The 18191-nt window shown below is 59.6% G+C and carries 16 protein-coding genes; 3 read left to right on the plus strand and 13 right to left on the minus strand.

All coding sequences use genetic code 11. The features are described from left to right. From lpxA to rpsB, 13 genes are all read right to left on the minus strand, one after another. Positions 1 to 777 (minus strand): acyl-ACP--UDP-N-acetylglucosamine O-acyltransferase, encoded by a 777-nt coding sequence (gene lpxA / locus CQ002_RS03940; RefSeq protein ID WP_034109089.1) that lies wholly within the window; start codon positions 775 to 777, stop codon positions 1 to 3. Continuing rightward, on the minus strand, positions 774 to 1214 hold the full coding sequence (fabZ, locus tag CQ002_RS03945) for a 3-hydroxyacyl-ACP dehydratase FabZ (protein WP_003172281.1): 441 nt from the start codon (positions 1212 to 1214) through the stop codon (positions 774 to 776). The genes lpxA and fabZ overlap by 4 nt, the downstream gene beginning before the upstream one ends. Positions 1215 to 1325: 111 nt before the next feature. Beyond that, entirely contained in the window at positions 1326 to 2381 is a 1056-nt protein-coding gene (gene lpxD / locus CQ002_RS03950; protein WP_034109090.1) for a UDP-3-O-(3-hydroxymyristoyl)glucosamine N-acyltransferase, read from the minus strand. Between the two features lie 3 nt (positions 2382 to 2384). Next, positions 2385 to 2888 (minus strand): OmpH family outer membrane protein, encoded by a 504-nt coding sequence (locus tag CQ002_RS03955; protein ID WP_003219314.1) that lies wholly within the window; start codon positions 2886 to 2888, stop codon positions 2385 to 2387. 45 nt (positions 2889 to 2933) lie between these two features. Beyond that, positions 2934 to 5321 carry an outer membrane protein assembly factor BamA gene (gene bamA / locus CQ002_RS03960; RefSeq protein WP_034109092.1) on the minus strand — a complete coding sequence of 796 codons (2388 nt, stop codon included), beginning with the start codon at positions 5319 to 5321 and terminating at the stop codon, positions 2934 to 2936. A gap of 74 nt (positions 5322 to 5395) precedes the next feature. Next, positions 5396 to 6748 carry a sigma E protease regulator RseP gene (gene rseP / locus CQ002_RS03965; RefSeq protein WP_034109094.1) on the minus strand — a complete coding sequence of 451 codons (1353 nt, stop codon included), beginning with the start codon at positions 6746 to 6748 and terminating at the stop codon, positions 5396 to 5398. A gap of 53 nt (positions 6749 to 6801) precedes the next feature. After that, positions 6802 to 7992, minus strand: coding sequence for a 1-deoxy-D-xylulose-5-phosphate reductoisomerase (gene ispC / locus CQ002_RS03970; protein WP_105161746.1), 1191 nt, complete (start codon positions 7990 to 7992; stop codon positions 6802 to 6804). Next, entirely contained in the window at positions 7989 to 8795 is an 807-nt protein-coding gene (locus CQ002_RS03975; RefSeq protein ID WP_105161745.1) for a phosphatidate cytidylyltransferase, read from the minus strand. Before CQ002_RS03975 ends, ispC begins: the two co-directional genes overlap by 4 nt. Then, on the minus strand, positions 8796 to 9551 hold the full coding sequence (gene uppS / locus CQ002_RS03980; RefSeq protein WP_016974405.1) for a polyprenyl diphosphate synthase: 756 nt from the start codon (positions 9549 to 9551) through the stop codon (positions 8796 to 8798). It lies immediately after the preceding gene. 17 nt (positions 9552 to 9568) lie between these two features. Further along, positions 9569 to 10126 carry a ribosome recycling factor gene (gene frr / locus CQ002_RS03985; RefSeq protein ID WP_034109101.1) on the minus strand — a complete coding sequence of 186 codons (558 nt, stop codon included), beginning with the start codon at positions 10124 to 10126 and terminating at the stop codon, positions 9569 to 9571. After that, the gene (gene pyrH, locus CQ002_RS03990) at positions 10123 to 10866 is read right to left on the minus strand and encodes a UMP kinase (protein WP_003172271.1); all 744 of its coding nucleotides are present in this window, start codon (positions 10864 to 10866) and stop codon (positions 10123 to 10125) included. Before pyrH ends, frr begins: the two co-directional genes overlap by 4 nt. A 211-nt stretch (positions 10867 to 11077) precedes the next feature. Next, positions 11078 to 11941 (minus strand): translation elongation factor Ts, encoded by an 864-nt coding sequence (tsf, locus tag CQ002_RS03995; RefSeq protein ID WP_025855127.1) that lies wholly within the window; start codon positions 11939 to 11941, stop codon positions 11078 to 11080. Positions 11942 to 12132: 191 nt separating this feature from the next. Beyond that, positions 12133 to 12870 (minus strand): 30S ribosomal protein S2, encoded by a 738-nt coding sequence (gene rpsB / locus CQ002_RS04000; RefSeq protein ID WP_003189158.1) that lies wholly within the window; start codon positions 12868 to 12870, stop codon positions 12133 to 12135. A 387-nt stretch (positions 12871 to 13257) separates the two neighbouring features. Between rpsB and map the strand changes: the two genes are divergently transcribed. From map to dapC, 3 genes are all read left to right on the plus strand, one after another. Next, on the plus strand, positions 13258 to 14052 hold the full coding sequence (map, locus tag CQ002_RS04005; RefSeq protein WP_025855126.1) for a type I methionyl aminopeptidase: 795 nt from the start codon (positions 13258 to 13260) through the stop codon (positions 14050 to 14052). A 64-nt stretch (positions 14053 to 14116) separates the two neighbouring features. Next, positions 14117 to 16819: a [protein-PII] uridylyltransferase gene (locus tag CQ002_RS04010; protein WP_069022118.1), complete on the plus strand. Its 2703-nt coding sequence runs from the start codon at positions 14117 to 14119 to the stop codon at positions 16817 to 16819. Positions 16820 to 16967: 148 nt separating this feature from the next. Further along, on the plus strand, positions 16968 to 18167 hold the full coding sequence (gene dapC, locus CQ002_RS04015) for a succinyldiaminopimelate transaminase (protein ID WP_034109106.1): 1200 nt from the start codon (positions 16968 to 16970) through the stop codon (positions 18165 to 18167). Positions 18168 to 18191 lie beyond the last annotated feature (24 nt).

Here is an 18191-nt window from a genome sequence, read left to right on the forward strand (position 1 = left end):
TTAGCGGGTGATGCCGCGAGTCGACGCCTGGATCGAGTCGCGGAACACCGCGACTTCCGGGAACAACGCTGACGGCTCGGCCAGTTGGGTCAACGCCTGGTCCACCGTGAGGCCCTGGCGGTAAACCACCTTGTAGGCCCGGCGCAAGGCGTGGATGGCGTCTTCGCTGAAACCGCGACGGCGCATGCCTTCAAAGTTCATGCTGCGGGCTTCAGCCGGGTTGCCGAATACCGTGACGAACGCCGGAACGTCCTTGCCAATCGCGGTGCCCATGCCGGAAAAGCTGTGGGCGCCGATATGGCAGTACTGATGCACCAGGGTGAACCCGGACAGGATCGCCCAATCGTCAACGTGCACATGACCCGCCAGCGCGGTGTTGTTGACCAGGATGCAGTGGTTGCCGATCACGCTGTCGTGGCCGATATGCGCATAGGCCATGATCAGGTTGTGATCACCCAGTGTGGTTTCGGCCCTATCTTGCACGGTGCCACGGTGAATGGTCACACCTTCACGGATGATGTTGTGATCACCGATTACCAGGCGTGTTTCTTCACCCTTGTACTTCATGTCCGGGGTGTCTTCGCCTACCGAGGAGAACTGGTAGATGCGATTGTGTTTGCCAATGCGGGTCGGACCTTTGAGGATCACGTGTGGCCCGATGACAGTCCCCTCGCCGATTTCCACACCTGCGCCGATGATCGACCAGGGGCCGACCTCAACGTCGGCGGCCAGAACGGCCGACGGATCGATGATTGCGCGAGGGTCAATCAAACTCATAGTTTGCGTTCCGCACAGATGATCTCGGCGGAGCAGACCGGCTTGCCGTCCACCGAGGCCTGGCATTCGAACTTCCAGATCTGACGCTTGCAGCTGATGAACTTGGCTTCCAGGATCAGCTGGTCACCCGGGGTAACCGGGTTGCGGAAACGCAACTTGTCGGAGCCCACGAAATAGTAGAGCGTGCCGTCGGCAGGCTTGAGGTCGAGCATTTTGAAACCAAGGATACCGGCAGCCTGGGCCATCGCCTCGATGATCAACACGCCCGGCATGATTGGATGCGCGGGAAAGTGACCATTGAAGAACGGTTCGTTGATGCTGACATTCTTGTAGGCACGAATGCGCTTTTCCTCGACATTGAGGTCCACTACGCGGTCCACCAGCAGGAACGGGTAACGGTGAGGCAGGTATTCGCGAATCTCGTTGATGTCCATCATTTCGGGGGGAAGCCTGTAATAAAGATTGGGGGCGGGCGAACTAAAAGCACGCCCCGCTAGCAAATCAAGGAGGCAGTCTAGCGGCTGTGCACACTTGATATGGAAATGGTATCAGCCTTCTGATGAAGCATTACCGCCAGGGGTCACGTCCCCAACACGCTTTTCCAGCTGTTTGAGACGTCGAGCCATGTCGTCGAGCTGCCTCAACCGTGCTGCACTCTTGCGCCACTCAGCTGCTGGCTGCATGGCGGTACCGGAAGAATAGGCCCCAGGCTCGGTAATCGAGTGGGTGACCATGGTCATGCCGGTGATGAAGACGTTGTCGCACACTTCGATATGCCCCACCAGCCCAACACCACCGGCGAGCATGCAATGCTTGCCGATCTTGGTACTGCCGGAAATCCCCACGCACGCCGCCATGGCGGTGTGATCGCCAATCTGTACGTTGTGGGCGATCTGGATCTGGTTGTCGAGCTTCACGCCGTTGCCGATCACGGTATCGGCCAGGGCCCCGCGATCGACAGCCGTGTTGACGCCAATTTCCACGTCGTCGCCGATCAACACGCCGCCGACCTGGGCAATCTTGTTCCAGATGCCCTTGGCGTTGGCAAAGCCAAAGCCCTCACCACCGATCACAGCACCTGACTGGATGACCACACGCTCACCGATACGCACATCGTGGTACAGGGTCACGCGCGGTGCCAGCCAACCGTCCGCGCCAATTTCGCAGCGCGCACCGATAAAGCAATGGGCACCGACAGTGACACCTGCCGCAATGCGTGCGCCACTCTCGATCACCGCAAAGGCGCCGATGCTGGCCGCAGGGTCGACCTGGGCATCATCAGCGATCACCGCAGACGGATGAATACCGGCAGCGGCCTTGGGCTTGGGATCGAACAGGTGCGACACCCGCGCGTAAGCCAGGTACGGGTCAGCCACCACCAACGCTTCCCCGGCAAACCCTTCGGCGTCAGCGGCTTTCAACAACACGGCTGCGGCTTGGCTATCGACCAGGTATTTACGGTATTGGGGGTTTGCGAGGAAGCTCAACTGAGCTGGGCCAGCCTCCTGCAAGGTGGCTAGCCCAGTAATTTCTTTCTCCGGGGAGCCACGCAAGGTGGCTCCCAGGAACTCGGCCAACTCGCCGAGCTTGATAGTCGCGGTCATGGCTTACTTCAGCTGGTTCATGCGCTCGATCACCTGGCGGGTGATGTCGTATTGAGGCTTGACGTCGATCACAGCGCCACGCTCGAACACCAGGTCAAAGGCACCTTTCTTGATGACTTCTTCCACAGCGCTGTCGAGTTTCGGCTTCAGCTGTTTCAGCATTTCACGGTCAGCAACAGCCTTGGCTTCGTTCAGCTCTTTGGACTGGAACTGGTAGTCACGGGCCTTTTGCTTGAACTCAAGCTCCAGACGCTCGCGCTCGCCTTGCTGCATCTTGTCGCCACCGGCTACCAGGCGATCCTGGATGCCCTTGGCGCTGCTTTCGAGCGTCTTGAGCTTGGTCAGTTGCGGACCGAATTTTTTCTCGGCATCCACGGCGTACTTCTTGGCCGCGTCGGATTCCAGCAGGGCCATCTGATAGTTCAGGACGGCGATTTTCATTTCGGCGAAGGCCGGGGTCGCTACCAGCACGGTTGCCAGCAGAACCAATTGAGTCAACTTACGCACGATGTACTCCTACAGAATCCGTTGTCGTTATCTTGGGTCAGACGCTTAGAACGTCTGGCCGAGGGAGAATTGGAAAATCTGGGTTTCAGCGTTATCCGGTTTCTTGATCGGCATGGCCAGAGCAAAGCTCAATGGGCCAAGCGCAGTCACCCAGGTCACACCCACACCCACGGAGCTCGCCAAGTTGCTAAGGCTCACGTCGTTGCACTGGGTGTTGGACTTCACGCCACTCGGGTTGGTGATCTGCTCGCACTTGGAGTCGAACACGTTACCCACGTCCCAGAAGACCGAAGTACGCAGCGAACGCTGATCCTTGACGAATGGCAGCGGGAACAGAATTTCCGCACCACCCTGGATCAACACGTTACCACCGAACGGCAGCGGATCGTTGTCGGAGTCAGCGACAGTGCCCTGGTTACCCGTGAATGCCTGGCCACGGCTCGGCGTACCACGAGGACCCAAGGTGCTGTCCTTGAAGCCACGCACCGAGTTGAAACCACCAGCATAGTAGTTTTCATAGAACGGCAAGCCATTGGTAGAACCATAACCATCGCCATAGCCCAGCTCAGTGTGCAGGCGCATGGTGTAGTTGTCGCTCAATGGCTGGAACAGTTGACCACGGTAGTCAAGCTTGAAGAACGACAGGTCGCTGCCCGGCGTAGTGGTTTCCAGGGTCAGGCTCTGGGAATGACCACGAGTCGCCAGTACGCCTTTGTTCAGGGTCGACTCGGACCAGCCGGCGGACGCCTTGAAGTTCAGGAACTTGTCACCTTCGCGACGGGTAAAGTCGAAGATCTCGTCCACGGTGTAGACACCGGTCTTGATTTCATCCTGTTGCGCGGTCAGGCCGAATGTCAGGCGCGAAGTCTCGCTGATCGGGTAACCGATGTTGACACCGGCACCGAGGCTGTCGATCGCATAGCTTGCAACGTCAACGTCGAGGTCTTTGTAGTCGGTGGTGCGGTAGAAGGCGTTGTAGCCCAGGCTCACACCGTCAGCAGTCCAGTAGGGGTCGGTATAACCGAAGTTATAGCGGCTCTGGTATTCGCTTCGGGTCAGGCCGATGGACACGCGGTTACCGGTACCCAGGAAGTTGTTCTGGGTGATCGAACCACCCAGGATCAGGCCGGCACTCTGTGCGAAGCCGACGCTGGCGGTGATGGAACCCGATGCCTGCTCTTCCACGGCATAGTTCACGTCAACCTGGTCATCCACGCCCGGTACGGCCGGGGTCTCGACGTTGACTTCCTTGAAGAAGCCCAGGCGCTCAAGACGAGTCTTGGACTGGTCGATCAGGTAAGTCGACGCCCAGCCGCCTTCCATCTGGCGCATTTCACGACGCAGCACTTCGTCCGCAGACTTGGTGTTGCCACGGAAGTTGATACGGTTCACGTAGGCACGCTTGCCTGGATCGACGACGAACGTGATGTCCACGGTGTGGTCGTCATCGTGCGGGGTCGGTACGCCGTTGACGTTGGCAAAGGTATAGCCTTCGTTACCCAGGCGGCGAGTGATCAGCTCGGACGTCGTGGTCATCAGCTTGCGCGAGAACACTTGGTCTTTCTGCACCAGCAGCAGCGCCTTGACCTGGTCTTCAGGCACTTTCAGGTCGCCGCTCAGCTTCACGTCACGAACCTTGTACTTCTCGCCTTCGTTGACGTTCACGGTGATGTAGACGTGCTTCTTGTCCGGTGTGATGGACACCTGGGTCGAAGCGATATCCATGTTGATATAGCCACGGTCCAGGTAGTAGGAACGCAGGCGCTCCAGGTCACCGGACAATTTTTCGCGGGCATACTTGTCATCGTTCTTGAAGAACGACAGCCAGTTGGTGGTCTTGAGCTCGAACAGGTCGATCAGGTCTTCATCAGCAAACTTGGTATTGCCCACCACGTTGATGTGCTGAATCGCCGCCACGGTGCCTTCGTTGATGTTGACCTTGAGGCCGACACGGTTGCGCGGCTGCGGCACCACTTCGGTTTCCACCGTCGCGGAGTAGCGGCCCTGGGCCACGTACTGGCGTTGCAGTTCGTTACGCACACCTTCAAGCGTGGCACGCTGGAAGATCTCGCCCTCGGCCAGGCCGGACTGCTTGAGCCCCTTCATCAGGTCTTCAGTGGAGATCGCCTTGTTGCCCTCGATCTCGATACTGGCGACGGAAGGTCGCTCGACGACGGTGATGACCAGGACGTTGCCTTCGCGACCCAGTTGGATATCTTGAAAGAAACCGGTTTTGAACAGCGCACGAGTGGATTCCACCAGGCGACGGTCATCAGCCTGTTCCCCAACGTTCAACGGCAAGGCACCAAAGACGCTACCCGCGGAAACCCGCTGGAGGCCGTTGACGCGAATATCGGAGATGGTGAAGGACTCGGCGTGAACTTCGGCGATCATCAATACGGTGAGAACCGCAGTTAGCAGCAGACGTTTCATGAAGTCCTTTCTTATTCCAACTGGCAATAAACAAACTGCCGCAAAATGCGGCAGATTCGCAATTCAGCGAAGCGTTACAGTCGACCCAGATCGTTGACCAAGGCTAATAACATCACCCCGACCACCAAACTGATACCGATCTGTATCCCCCAACCCTGCACCCGATCCGACAAGGGGCGACCACGCACCCACTCGACCAGATAAAACAACAGATGCCCCCCATCCAGTACTGGAATGGGCAACAAATTCAGAACACCCAGGCTAATACTCAGATAAGCCAGGAAATTCAGGAAATCCGCGACACCCGACTGGGCAGAAGCGCCCGCCACTTTAGCAATGGTTATCGGTCCACTCAAGTTTTTTACCGAGAGCTCGCCGAACAACATTTTCTTGAGCGATTCGAGGGTCAGCACACTCATGGTCCAGGTGCGCTTTGCACCCTCGCCAATCGCTGCCAGCGGCCCGTAGCTCACCTCCCGCACCATCGATGGCGGCCAGTCGACACCTTTGACCCCTGCACCCAGGTAACCCCCGGCCGCCTTGGCTTCCCCACGAACCGACAGGGTCACGGGGACGTCGATTTGAGCACCATCGCGCTCGACTTTCAGCACAATTTTGGTATCAGGCCGTACACGAACCAGATCGACCACCTGCTGCCATTCACCCAATGGCTGACCATCGAGGGCGAGCAGGCGATCACCGGTTTTCAGGCCGGCAGCCTGTGCGGGACCTTTCGGATCCAGCTCGGCCAACACCGGCGGCAAGGCTGGACGCCATGGACGTATGCCCAGGGACTTGATCGGATCAGGCTCGTCGGCGCCCTTGAGCCAATGGTCGAGGGCCAGCTCACGCGGGGTCTCGGTCGTGGAATCCTGCTCGCGCACCACCACATTGACGGTGCCGCTTTCGCCCAGGCGACGCACCAACTGCAAATTGACCGCGCCCCAACCCGTGGTGGGTTCGCCATCAATGGAAACAATTTCTTGCCCAGCGACCAGCCCAGCCTTGGCGGCGATACTGTCCGACTCGACCGCGCCGATGACCGGACGCACCTGCTGGCTACCCAGCATGGCCAAGACCCAGAAAAACACCATGGCCAGCAGGAAGTTGGCGATCGGGCCCGCGGCAACAATGGCGATACGCTGACGAACGGTCTTGCGATTGAAGGATTGGTCCAGCTGGTCGACCGGCACTTCGCCTTCGCGCTCGTCGAGCATTTTCACGTAGCCACCCAACGGGATGGCCGCGATCACGAACTCGGTGCCACGGCGGTCGTGCCAGCGCACCAGCGGCATGCCGAAACCGACGGAAAAGCGCAGTACCTTGACGCCGCAACGACGCGCCACCCAGAAGTGGCCGAATTCGTGGAAGGTAACCAGCACACCCAGAGCAACCAGGGTGCCGACAATCATGTAAAGCGCACTCATCTAATTTCTCCGCATTCCAATCCAGTGCCTGAAGACTCAAAACCGCCCACAGACTAACGCGCGTTGCGGCCCAGCCATTGCTCTGCCAGGGCTCGGGCCTTGGTATCGGCCTCGAATACTGCCCCCAGATCACTCACCGCCACGACAGGCTCAAGAGCCAGGACGTCCTCGATGATACTCGCGATCTGCGGAAAGCGGATGCGCCGTTCGAGAAACGCCGCCACCGCCACTTCATTGGCCGCATTGAGCATCGCCGGCGCGCTGTTACCCGCTTCGGCAGCCTGCCGCGCCAAGCGCAGGCACGGGAAGCGCTGCTCGTCCGGCGCCTCGAAGTCCAGGCGAGCCACGGCAAACAAATCCAGGGGCGCGACGCCGGAATCAATCCGCTCCGGCCAGGCCAGGGCATTGGCGATCGGCGTGCGCATGTCGGGGTTACCCAACTGCGCCAGGACCGATCCGTCGACGTAATCGACCAGGGAATGAATCACACTTTGCGGGTGAATCACCACCTCGACCTGATCCGGGCGCGCATCAAACAGCCAGCACGCCTCGATCAACTCAAGCCCTTTGTTCATCATGCTGGCCGAATCCACGGAGATCTTGCGCCCCATGGACCAGTTCGGATGAGCACACGCCTGGTCAGGCGATACATGCTCCAGCTCGGCCAACGGCGTTTGCCGGAACGGACCACCGGAGGCGGTCAACAGGATCCGACGCACGCCGACCTGGTTCAAGCCGCGGGCATAGTCGCCAGGCATGCATTGGAAGATTGCGTTGTGTTCGCTGTCGAGTGGCAGCAGCACCGCACCGCTTTTGCGTACCGCCTGCATAAAGAGCGCGCCGGACATAACCAGCGCCTCTTTATTCGCCAGCAGAATCTTCTTGCCAGCGTCGACGGCAGCCAGGGTCGGACGCAGGCCTGCAGCACCCACGATCGCCGCGACCACGGTGTCCACGTCAGCGTCGGCCGACACCTGGCACAACCCCTCCTCCCCCACCAGCACTTGAGTCGCCAGCCCGGCAGCCCGCAGGTCATCCTGCAGCCCCCGCGCGGCATCGGCCTCAGGCACCACGGCGAAGCGCGGCGCGTGACGCACGCACAAGGCCAGCAGTTCGCTCAGGCGGGTAAACCCAGTGAGGGCGAAGACCTGGTAGCGGTCAGGATGACGCGCAATCACGTCAAGGCTGCTCAGCCCCACCGAGCCAGTGGCACCCAACACCGTCACTTGTTGCAGGCGGCTCACGAAGCAGTCATCCATAGCAGCACAGCGAAGATCGGGATAGCAGCAGTCAAGCTGTCGATGCGATCCAGCACACCACCGTGACCCGGCAGCAGGTTACTGCTGTCCTTGATCCCGGCCTGGCGCTTGAACATGCTTTCGGTGAGGTCACCCACCACCGAGATAAACACGACAATGGCGGTGGCCAGCAGCGCCAGGAAGATCTCCTTCACCGCCCATCCACGCACAACAGCGACGACCAGCGCGATCACCAGCGTCAACGCCAAACCACCATAGACACCTTCCCAGCTCTTGCCCGGACTGACCGCCGGCGCCAACTTGCGCTTGCCGAACGCCCGACCGGAGAAGTAGGCACCGATATCAGCCCCCCAGACCAGTACCATGACGGCCAGGATCAGCCAGTTACCCATCGGGTAACGCTTGATCTCAACCAGCCCTTGCCATGCCGGCAGCAGGATCAGCAAACCGATCACCAGCTTGCAGGCAACACTGGACCATTGGCTGCTGGTACGTGGGTAGGTCAACACCAGGAACGTCGCCAGCGCCCACCACAGTACTGCTGCACCCAACACCCACGGCGCGATGTCCGGCAGGATGTACAGGAGAAAGGCCAGGGCTGCCACGACGGCGGCATACACCACACGCGGCAACTGTGCGCTGAAGCCCGCCAGGCGCGCCCACTCCCAAGCACCCAGGGTGACGACCAGGCCGATAAACAGCGCAAAGCCGGACCCCTCGAGCAGGAAAAACCCACACAAGGCGATCGGCAACAGGATCAGTGCTGTGATGATTCGTTGTTTAAGCATTTAAACCCGGGCTCCAGCTTCGATCTGCTCGCTCGTTTTACCAAAGCGACGCTGACGGGAAGCGAAATCGGCCAGCGCATTACGCATGGCATCGTGTTTGAAGTCCGGCCAGAACAGGTCGGAGAAGTACAGCTCGGTGTAGGCCAGTTGCCACAACAGGAAATTGCTGATGCGGTGCTCGCCACCCGTACGGATGCACAAGTCCGGCAAGGGAAGGTCGCCGGTAACCAGGCAGGTTTGCAACAGTTCAGGCGTGATGTCGTCAGGTCGCAGATGACCGGCCTGCACTTCGCGGGCCAGACGTTGCGCAGCCTGGGCGATATCCCACTGGCCACCGTAGTTGGCTGCGATCTGCAGTACAAAACGGTTGGCGCCGGCGGTAATGGCTTCGGCTTCGCGCATGGCGGCTTGCAGCTCCGGATGGAAGCGCGAGCGATCGCCAATGATGCGCAGGCTGATGTTGTTGTCGTTGAGGCGCTTGGCCTCACGACGCAGGGCCTTGAAGAACAGATCCATCAAGGCACTGACTTCTTCGGCAGGCCGCTGCCAGTTCTCACTGGAGAAGGCGAACAGGGTCAATACTTCGACCTTGGCCTCGGCACACACCTCGATCACAGCCCGTACCGCGTCGACACCCGCTTTATGCCCGGCAACGCCCGGCATAAAGCGCTTCTTCGCCCAGCGATTATTCCCATCCATGATGATCGCGACATGGCGCGGCACCACAGAGGGTACAGTCTGCTTGGTCTTTTCCATGAAGGCGTCCTGACCCCTTATACGGCCATCAGGTCCTTTTCTTTTTCTTCCGTGGCCTTGGTGATCTGGGCCTCGGCATCCTTGGTCAACTTGTCGATATCGGCGGTGGCACGACGCTCTTCGTCTTCGCTGATTTCCTTGTCCTTGACCAGCTTCTTCAGGTCACCCAGGGCATCGCGACGGATGTTGCGCACGGCAACACGGGCGTCTTCGGCAGCGCTGCGCGCCTGCTTGGTGAAGCCCTTGCGGGTTTCTTCGGTAAGGGCTGGCATGGAGATCAGCAGCAACTCACCCAGGTTGGTCGGGTTGAGGTTCAGGCCGGCACTCTGGATAGCCTTGTCGACGGCAGCCAGCATGTTGCGCTCGAAAGCCACGACCTGCAGGGTGCGCGAGTCCTTGACGGTAACGTTGGCCACGCTGCTCAGCGGGGTGTCGGAACCGTAGTAAGGCACCATTACGCTGCCCAGGATGCTTGGGTGCGCCTTGCCGGTACGAATCTGGCCGAATGCGTGGCTCAGAGACTCCAGGGATTTTTGCATACGCGCTTGGGCGTCTTTCTTGATTTCGTTGATCATTGTTGGCCTTCCTCGATCAGAGTCCCTTCTGCGCCGCCGTGTACGATGTTCAGCAGGGCGCCGGGCTTGTTCATGTTAAATACGCGCAGCGGCATCTTGTGGTCGCGGCACAAGCAGATAGCCGTCAGGTCCATCACGCCCAGCTTGCGATCCAGCACTTCATCGTAAGTCAGATGATCGAACTTCTCGGCATGCGGGTCTTTGAATGGGTCTGCGGTGTATACGCCGTCAACCTTGGTAGCCTTGAGCACCACGTCCGCATCGATCTCGATGGCGCGCAGGCACGCTGCCGAGTCGGTGGTGAAGAACGGGTTACCGGTGCCAGCGGCGAAGATCACCACTTCCTTGGCGTTCAGGTGGCGCATGGCTTTGCGACGATCATAGTGATCGGTCACGCCGACCATGGAAATAGCCGACATCACGATAGCCGAGATATTGGCACGCTCCAGGGCGTCGCGCATGGCCAAGGCGTTCATCACAGTGGCCAGCATGCCCATGTGGTCGCCGGTGACCCGATCCATGCCGGCCGCACTCAGTGCTGCGCCGCGGAACAGGTTGCCGCCGCCGATCACCAGGCCGACCTGCACGCCGATACCGACCAGCTGGCCGACTTCAAGCGCCATGCGGTCGAGTACCTTGGGATCGATCCCGAACTCTTCCGAGCCCATCAGGGCCTCGCCGCTGAGCTTGAGTAGAATGCGTTTATAGCGAGCCTGATAACCACTGCCCTGCTGAGCCATTGCGAATCTCTCCTGCGGCGTATTTTTTAAAAATTCTTGGCGAGCCGTTTACGGCTTGCGTTCACTCTAGCTGGACGCTGTCACAGCGCCATCGGAACACGGCTTTGTAAGCCAGTTCCGAGGGTAAGCCAAATAAAATCGGCCTTCCCATTTGAAAAGAGGCTGCGCGCGTGAGCGGGCAGCCTCTTTCGGGCGACAGTTGAAAACTGTCTTATTGCTTGGCGGCAGCCAGCTGGGCAGCAACTTCTTCAGCGAAGTTGTCGACCGGCTTCTCGATGCCTTCGCCTACTTTGAAGTAGGTGAAGGAAACGATTTCAGCACCGGCTTTCTTGGCCAACTCGCCAACCTTGATTTCAGGGTTCTTGACGAACGCCTGCTCAACCAGGCTTGCTTCGGCCAGGAACTTGCTGATACGGCCTTTGACCATGTTCTCAACAATGTTTTCTGGCTTGCCTTTGATTTTCTCTTCGTTCAGCTGCAGGAACACAGCTTTTTCACGCTCGATCGCTTCGGCAGAAACTTCCGAAGGCAGCAGGAACTCAGGGTTGCTAGCAGCAACGTGCATTGCGATGTCTTTGGCCAGCTCAACGTCGCCGCCCTTCAGAACAACCGCTACACCGATCTTGTTGCCGTGCAGGTAACCACCAACGACGTCACCTTCAACGCGCGCTAGGCGACGGATGTTGACGTTTTCGCCAACCTTGCCGACCAGTACCAGGCGAGCAGCTTCTTGAGCTTCGATCAGAGGCTCAACGGTGGTCAGCTTGTCAGCGAACGCTTTTTCAACGCTGGCAGCAACGAATGCCTTGAAGTCGTCCTGCAGAGCCAGGAAGTCAGTCTGCGAGTTCACTTCCAGCAGCACTGCGGATTTACCGTCTTCTTTCAGGGCGATTGCGCCTTCAGCAGCTACGTTGCCTGCTTTCTTGGCAGCCTTGATGGCGCCGGAGGCACGCATGTCGTCGATGGCTTTTTCGATGTCGCCGCCGGCCTTGGTCAAGGCCTTTTTGCAATCCATCATGCCTTCGCCGGTACGCTCACGCAGTTCTTTAACCAACGCTGCAGTAATCTCTGCCATTTCAAAATCCTCTTGGATAGGTTTTCAACCATTCCACCCGATCAAACGGGCGATCAATTCTTCCCGAATCTCCCTTGTAGGCCGCTGCACGTTACAGATGATGTAGCTGCGCTGCCGACAAATGGTTTTCGAGGTGGCAAAAAGGGGGCCAAGCCCCCTTTTTGCTTACTGAGTCAACGCCAGGGCGTCAATTACTCAGCTGCGGCTACCGGAGCTTCTTCAACGAACTGCTCGGTACCACCAGCAACGTGGTTGCGACCGCGGATCACAGCGTCAGCCATCGAACCCATGTACAGCTGGATAGCGCGGATTGCGTCATCGTTGCCTGGGATGATGTAGTCAACGCCTTCCGGGCTGCTGTTGGTATCGACTACGCCGATAACCGGGATGCCCAGCTTGTTGGCTTCGGTGATCGCGATGCGCTCGTGATCAACGTCGATAACGAACAGTGCGTCAGGCAGACCGCCCATGTCCTTGATACCACCCAGGGAACGATCGAGCTTTTCCAGGTCACGGGAGCGCATCAGCGCTTCTTTCTTGGTCAGCTTGGCGAAAGTACCGTCTTCGGCTTGCACTTCAAGGTCACGCAGACGCTTGATGGAAGCACGGATGGTTTTGAAGTTGGTCAGCATGCCGCCCAACCAGCGGTGATCCACGTACGGCGAACCGCAACGTGCTGCTTCTTCAGCAACGATCTTGCCAGCGGAACGCTTGGTGCCGACGAACAGAATCTTGTTTTTGCCCTGGGCCAGGCGCTCTACGAAAGTCAGCGCTTCGTTGAACATTGGCAGGGTTTTTTCAAGGTTGATAATGTGGATCTTGTTACGCGCGCCGAAAATGTATTTACCCATTTTCGGGTTCCAGTAACGGGTCTGGTGACCGAAGTGCACACCGGCCTTCAGCATATCGCGCATGTTGACTTGGGACATGATAGTTCCTTAATAAGTCGGGTTTGGCCTCCACGTATCCCAATGACCAACCAGCGGCTTCAAGGCCTCCGGCACCCAGGTCATCGTGTCGACACGTGTGTGGATTTAAGCTTTGCGGGGTATCCCCGGAAAGCGGCGCATTTTATACCACACGAAGGGCGAAAACGAAACCCGTAATCACATTTGCCGTGAGCCGTTTCTGCGTAACCCTTTGAATAGAGCCTGAATACCCCCACCTTATAGAGAGAAGCGATCATCAGAGGCTCATGATTTGACGCCATCGTCTGGTAGAATCGTGTTTTTTGTGGCTTGTGCGAATTCTGTAACCTTTTGTCGCGCGCCCGTAAACCGTATTGATTTCAGCGCGTCGCGCTAGAGAGAGCCTGTATGACCGTTAGTTTGAAAACCGCCGAAGACATCGCTGGCATGCGCATCGCCGGCAAACTGGCTGCCGACGTGCTGGAAATGATCGCCGAGCACGTCAAGCCCGGCGTCACCACCGAAACCCTCAACCAGATCTGCCACGACTATATAGTCAACGTGCAGGGCGCCATCCCTGCGCCGCTGAACTACAAGGGCTTCCCCAAGTCGATCTGCACGTCGGTCAACCACGTGGTCTGCCACGGGATTCCGGGTGACAAGCCGTTGAAGGATGGCGACACCCTGAACATCGACGTCACCGTGATCAAGGACCGCTACTTCGGCGACACCAGCCGTATGTTCCACGTCGGCAACGTACCGGTCTGGGCCGAGCGCCTGTCCCAGGTGACCCAGGAATGCATGTACAAGGCCATTGAAATCGTCAAGCCCGGCTGCCGCCTTGGCGACATCGGCGAAGTGATCCAGAAGCACGCCGAAAAGAACGGCTTTTCGGTGGTGCGCGAATTCTGCGGCCACGGTATCGGCACCGTATTCCACGAAGAGCCGCAGATCCTGCATTACGGCCGTGCCGGCACCGGCATGGAACTGAAGGCCGGCATGACCTTCACCATCGAGCCGATGATCAACCAGGGCAAGGCTGACACCAAAGTGCTGGGCGACGGCTGGACCGCCATTACCAAGGACCGCAAGCTGTCGGCCCAGTGGGAACACACCCTGCTGGTCACCGAAACCGGCTACGAGATCTTCACCTTGCGCGCCGACGACACCATCCCGCGCACTTCGGGTGCGGTTTCGGCGTAAAGATTGCTCAGGTTTTCCCCCACTGTGTTGTGACTGACTGATAGATAGAAAGGAAAGCCGATCGATGCCCCAGGTGGATCCCGAACTCTTCGACCGTGGCCAGTTCCAGGCCGAACTGGCCCTGAAGGCGAGCCCTATCGCCGCGTTCAAGAAAGCTATCCGCCAGGCCCGTGAGGTGCTCGACGCGCGCTTTCGCAGCGGCCGGGACATCCGTCGCTTGATCGAGGACCGCGCCTGGTTCGTCGATAACATCCTGCAAAAGGCCTGGGAACAGTTCAGTTGGAGCGAGGACGCCGACATCGCCCTGGTGGCCGTCGGTGGCTACGGTCGTGGGGAGTTGCACCCCTACTCCGACATCGACCTGCTGATCCTGCTGGACAGCGCCGACCATGAGATCTTTCGCGATTCCATCGAGCGCTTTCTCACCCTGTTGTGGGACATCGGCCTGGAAGTCGGCCAGAGCGTGCGGTCGGTGGACGAATGCGCCGAAGAAGCCCGCGCCGACCTCACGGTGATCACCAACCTGATGGAAAGCCGCACCATTGCCGGCCCTGAACGCTTGCGCCAGCGCATGCTCGAAGTCACCAGCACCGCACACATGTGGCCGAGCAAGGATTTCTTCCTGGCCAAGCGCGCCGAGCAAAAGGCCCGGCACCACAAGTACAACGACACCGAATACAACCTGGAACCCAACGTCAAGGGCTCGCCGGGCGGGCTGCGGGATATCCAGACGATTTTGTGGGTCGCGCGTCGCCAGTATGGCACCCTGAACCTGCGCGCCCTGGCTGGCGAAGGTTTCCTGGTGGAGAGCGAAAACGCCCTGCTGGCCTCGTCCCAGGAATTCCTCTGGAAGGTACGCTACGCCCTGCACATGCTCGCCGGACGCTCCGAAGACCGCTTGCTGTTCGATCACCAGCGCTCCATCGCGACCCTGCTGGGCTTTGAAGGCGAAGACGCGAAGACCAGCATCGAAAGCTTCATGCAGCAGTACTACCGGGTGGTCATGAGCATTGCGCAGCTCAGTGACCTGATCATCCAGCACTTCGAAGAAGTGATCCTGGCGCCCGAAGACGAAGCGCCGCCGCAACCGATCAACTCGCGCTTCCAACTGCACGACGGCTATATCGAGGCGCGCAACGACAATGTGTTCCGCCGCACACCGTTCGCGATGCTGGAAATCTTCGTGCTGATGGCCCAACAGCCCGAAATCAAGGGCGTGCGCGCCGATACCATCCGTCTGCTGCGGGAAAACCGTCACCTGATCGACGACGATTTCCGGCATGACATCCGCAACACCAGCCTGTTCATCGAACTGTTCAAGTGCAAGATCGGTATCCACCGTAACCTGCGGCGCATGAACCGTTACGGCATTCTCGGGCGCTACCTGCCGGAGTTCGGCTTTATCGTCGGGCAGATGCAGCACGACCTGTTCCACATCTATACCGTGGACGCCCACACCCTGAACCTGATCAAACACCTGCGTAAGCTGCAGTACACCCAGGTGTCAGAGAAATTCCCGCTGGCCAGCAAGCTGATGGCGAAATTGCCCAAGCCTGAGCTGATCTACCTGGCCGGCCTGTACCACGACATCGGCAAGGGCCGGCATGGCGACCATTCCGAGATCGGCGCAGTGGATGCCGAGGCGTTCTGCCAGCGCCACCAGTTGCCCCTCTGGGACAGCCGCCTGATCGTCTGGCTGGTGCAGAACCATCTGGTAATGTCCACCACCGCCCAGCGCAAGGACTTGTCCGACCCGCAGGTGATCCACGACTTCGCGCAGATCGTCGGCGATGAAACCCGCCTCGACTACCTGTACGTCCTGACCGTCTCCGACATCAACGCCACCAACCCAACGCTATGGAACTCGTGGCGCGCCAGCCTGCTGCGCCAGCTGTACACCGAGACCAAGCGTGCCCTGCGCCGCGGCCTGGAAAACCCGGTGGACCGCGAAGAGCAGATCCGTCGCACCCAGAGCGCAGCCCTGGATATCCTGGTGCGTGGCGGTAACGACCCGGACGATGTCGAACAACTGTGGTCGCAACTGGGCGACGATTATTTCCTGCGCCACACCGCCGGCGACGTGGCCTGGCACAGCGACGCGATCCTGCAACAGCCCGCGGATGGCGGCCCACTGGTGCTGATCAAGGAAACGACCCAGCGCGAATTCGAAGGCGGCACGCAGATCTTCATCTACGCTCCCGACCAGCATGACTTCTTCGCCGTGACCGTGGCCGCCATGGACCAGCTCAACCTGAACATCCATGACGCCCGCGTCATCACCTCCAGCAGCCAGTTCACCCTCGACACCTACATCGTGCTCGACACCGACGGCGACTCGATTGGCGACAACCCGGTACGGGTGAAGAAAATCCGCGAGGGCCTGACCGAAGCCCTGCGCAACCCTGACGACTACCCGACCATCATCCAGCGCCGGGTACCGCGCCAGCTCAAACACTTTGCGTTTGCGCCCCAGGTGACCATTTCCAACGACGCGCAGCGCCCGGTCACGGTATTGGAACTCAGCGCACCGGATCGCCCGGGCCTGCTGGCCCGCATCGGCGGGATCTTCCTGGAGTTCGACCTGTCGTTGCAGAACGCCAAGATTGCGACCCTAGGCGAACGCGTGGAAGACGTGTTCTTCATTACCGATGCCGACAACCATCCGCTGTCCGACCCGGAACTGTGCCGCCGCCTGCAGGACGCGATCGTCCAGCAATTGAGCGTGACCCAGGAGCCCGGCGTCGAACTGACCAGACTGACCCTTTGAATTAATCTAACGTCCCAGTGGGCACGGTCCCTGTGGGAGCTGGCTTGCCTGCGATGGCATCGACTCGGTGTCGCCGATACACCGAGTGCCCGCATCGCAGGCAACCTGGCGACTACAAAAAGCCGTCCTCATTCTGATCGAGGCCCTGATGAACAACGCCCTGAACCAGTTGCAGCCCTACCCGTTCGAGAAATTGCGCGCCCTGTTGGGCAGCGTCACGCCGAACCCTGACAAGCGCCCGATCGCACTGTCCATTGGCGAGCCGAAGCACAAATCGCCGACATTCGTCGCCGAAGCGCTGAGCAACAACCTCGACCAAATGGCGGTGTATCCGACCACACTGGGCATCCCGGCCCTGCGCGAGGCCATCGGCGCCTGGTGTGAGCGGCGCTTCAACGTACCCAAGGGCTGGCTTGACCCGGCACGCAACATCCTGCCGGTCAACGGCACCCGTGAAGCGCTGTTCGCCTTCACCCAGACGGTGGTCAACCGCGGTGACGACGCGCTGGTAGTGAGCCCTAACCCGTTCTACCAGATCTACGAAGGCGCAGCGTTCCTGGCCGGAGCCAAGCCGCACTACCTGCCGTGCCTGGACACCAATGGCTTCAACCCGGACTTTGACGCCGTGACGCCAGACATCTGGAAACGCTGCCAGATCCTGTTCCTGTGCTCCCCCGGCAACCCGACCGGCGCGCTGATCCCGGTCGACACCCTGAAAAAACTCATCGCCCTGGCCGACGAATACGACTTCGTGATCGCCGCCGACGAGTGCTACAGCGAACTGTACTTCGACGAGCAAACCCCGCCGCCAGGCCTGCTGAGCGCCTGCGTCGAACTGGGCCGGCAGGACTTCAAGCGCTGCGTGGTGTTCCACAGCCTGTCCAAGCGCTCCAACCTGCCGGGCCTGCGCTCCGGGTTCGTGGCCGGCGACGCCGACATCCTCAAGGCCTTCCTGCTCTACCGCACCTACCACGGCTGCGCGATGCCGGTGCAAACTCAGCTAGCCAGCATTGCAGCCTGGCAGGATGAAGCCCACGTGCAGGCCAACCGTGACCTGTACCGGGAAAAATTCGACGCCGTACTGGCGATCCTCAAGCCGGTGATGGAAGTGCAAAGCCCGGACGGCGGTTTCTACCTGTGGCCAAAGGTGAACGGCGACGATGCGGCGTTCTGCCGGGACTTGTTCGTGGAAGAACACGTGACCGTGGTGCCGGGCTCCTACCTGTCCCGCGAAGTGGACGGCTTCAACCCAGGTGCCGGGCGTGTACGCATGGCGTTGGTTGCGCCGCTGGCAGAGTGTGTGGAAGCGGCTGAGCGCATTCGCGCATTCATGACCCGCAACCGCTGATTGAAACGGTTTGTGCGCGCCCTT

The sequence above is a fragment of the Pseudomonas sp. MYb13 genome, assembly GCF_002980075.1.
Lineage (GTDB): Bacteria > Pseudomonadota > Gammaproteobacteria > Pseudomonadales > Pseudomonadaceae > Aquipseudomonas > Aquipseudomonas lurida.

Excerpts from the sequence above, each read along its gene's own strand:
- rseP (WP_034109094.1), bottom strand. The coding sequence starts at position 6,748 with ATGAGTGCGCTTTACATGATTGTCGGCACCCTGGTTGCTCTGGGTGTG.
- map (WP_025855126.1), top strand. The coding sequence starts at position 13,258 with ATGACCGTTAGTTTGAAAACCGCCGAAGACATCGCTGGCATGCGCATC.
- CQ002_RS03975 (WP_105161745.1), bottom strand. The coding sequence starts at position 8,795 with ATGCTTAAACAACGAATCATCACAGCACTGATCCTGTTGCCGATCGCC.
- dapC (WP_034109106.1), top strand. The coding sequence starts at position 16,968 with ATGAACAACGCCCTGAACCAGTTGCAGCCCTACCCGTTCGAGAAATTG.
- pyrH (WP_003172271.1), bottom strand. The coding sequence starts at position 10,866 with ATGGCTCAGCAGGGCAGTGGTTATCAGGCTCGCTATAAACGCATTCTA.
- rpsB (WP_003189158.1), bottom strand. The coding sequence starts at position 12,870 with ATGTCCCAAGTCAACATGCGCGATATGCTGAAGGCCGGTGTGCACTTC.
- tsf (WP_025855127.1), bottom strand. The coding sequence starts at position 11,941 with ATGGCAGAGATTACTGCAGCGTTGGTTAAAGAACTGCGTGAGCGTACC.
- CQ002_RS04010 (WP_069022118.1), top strand. The coding sequence starts at position 14,117 with ATGCCCCAGGTGGATCCCGAACTCTTCGACCGTGGCCAGTTCCAGGCC.
- lpxA (WP_034109089.1), bottom strand. The coding sequence starts at position 777 with ATGAGTTTGATTGACCCTCGCGCAATCATCGATCCGTCGGCCGTTCTG.
- lpxD (WP_034109090.1), bottom strand. The coding sequence starts at position 2,381 with ATGACCGCGACTATCAAGCTCGGCGAGTTGGCCGAGTTCCTGGGAGCC.
- fabZ (WP_003172281.1), bottom strand. The coding sequence starts at position 1,214 with ATGATGGACATCAACGAGATTCGCGAATACCTGCCTCACCGTTACCCG.
- frr (WP_034109101.1), bottom strand. The coding sequence starts at position 10,126 with ATGATCAACGAAATCAAGAAAGACGCCCAAGCGCGTATGCAAAAATCC.
- bamA (WP_034109092.1), bottom strand. The coding sequence starts at position 5,321 with ATGAAACGTCTGCTGCTAACTGCGGTTCTCACCGTATTGATGATCGCC.
- uppS (WP_016974405.1), bottom strand. The coding sequence starts at position 9,551 with ATGGAAAAGACCAAGCAGACTGTACCCTCTGTGGTGCCGCGCCATGTC.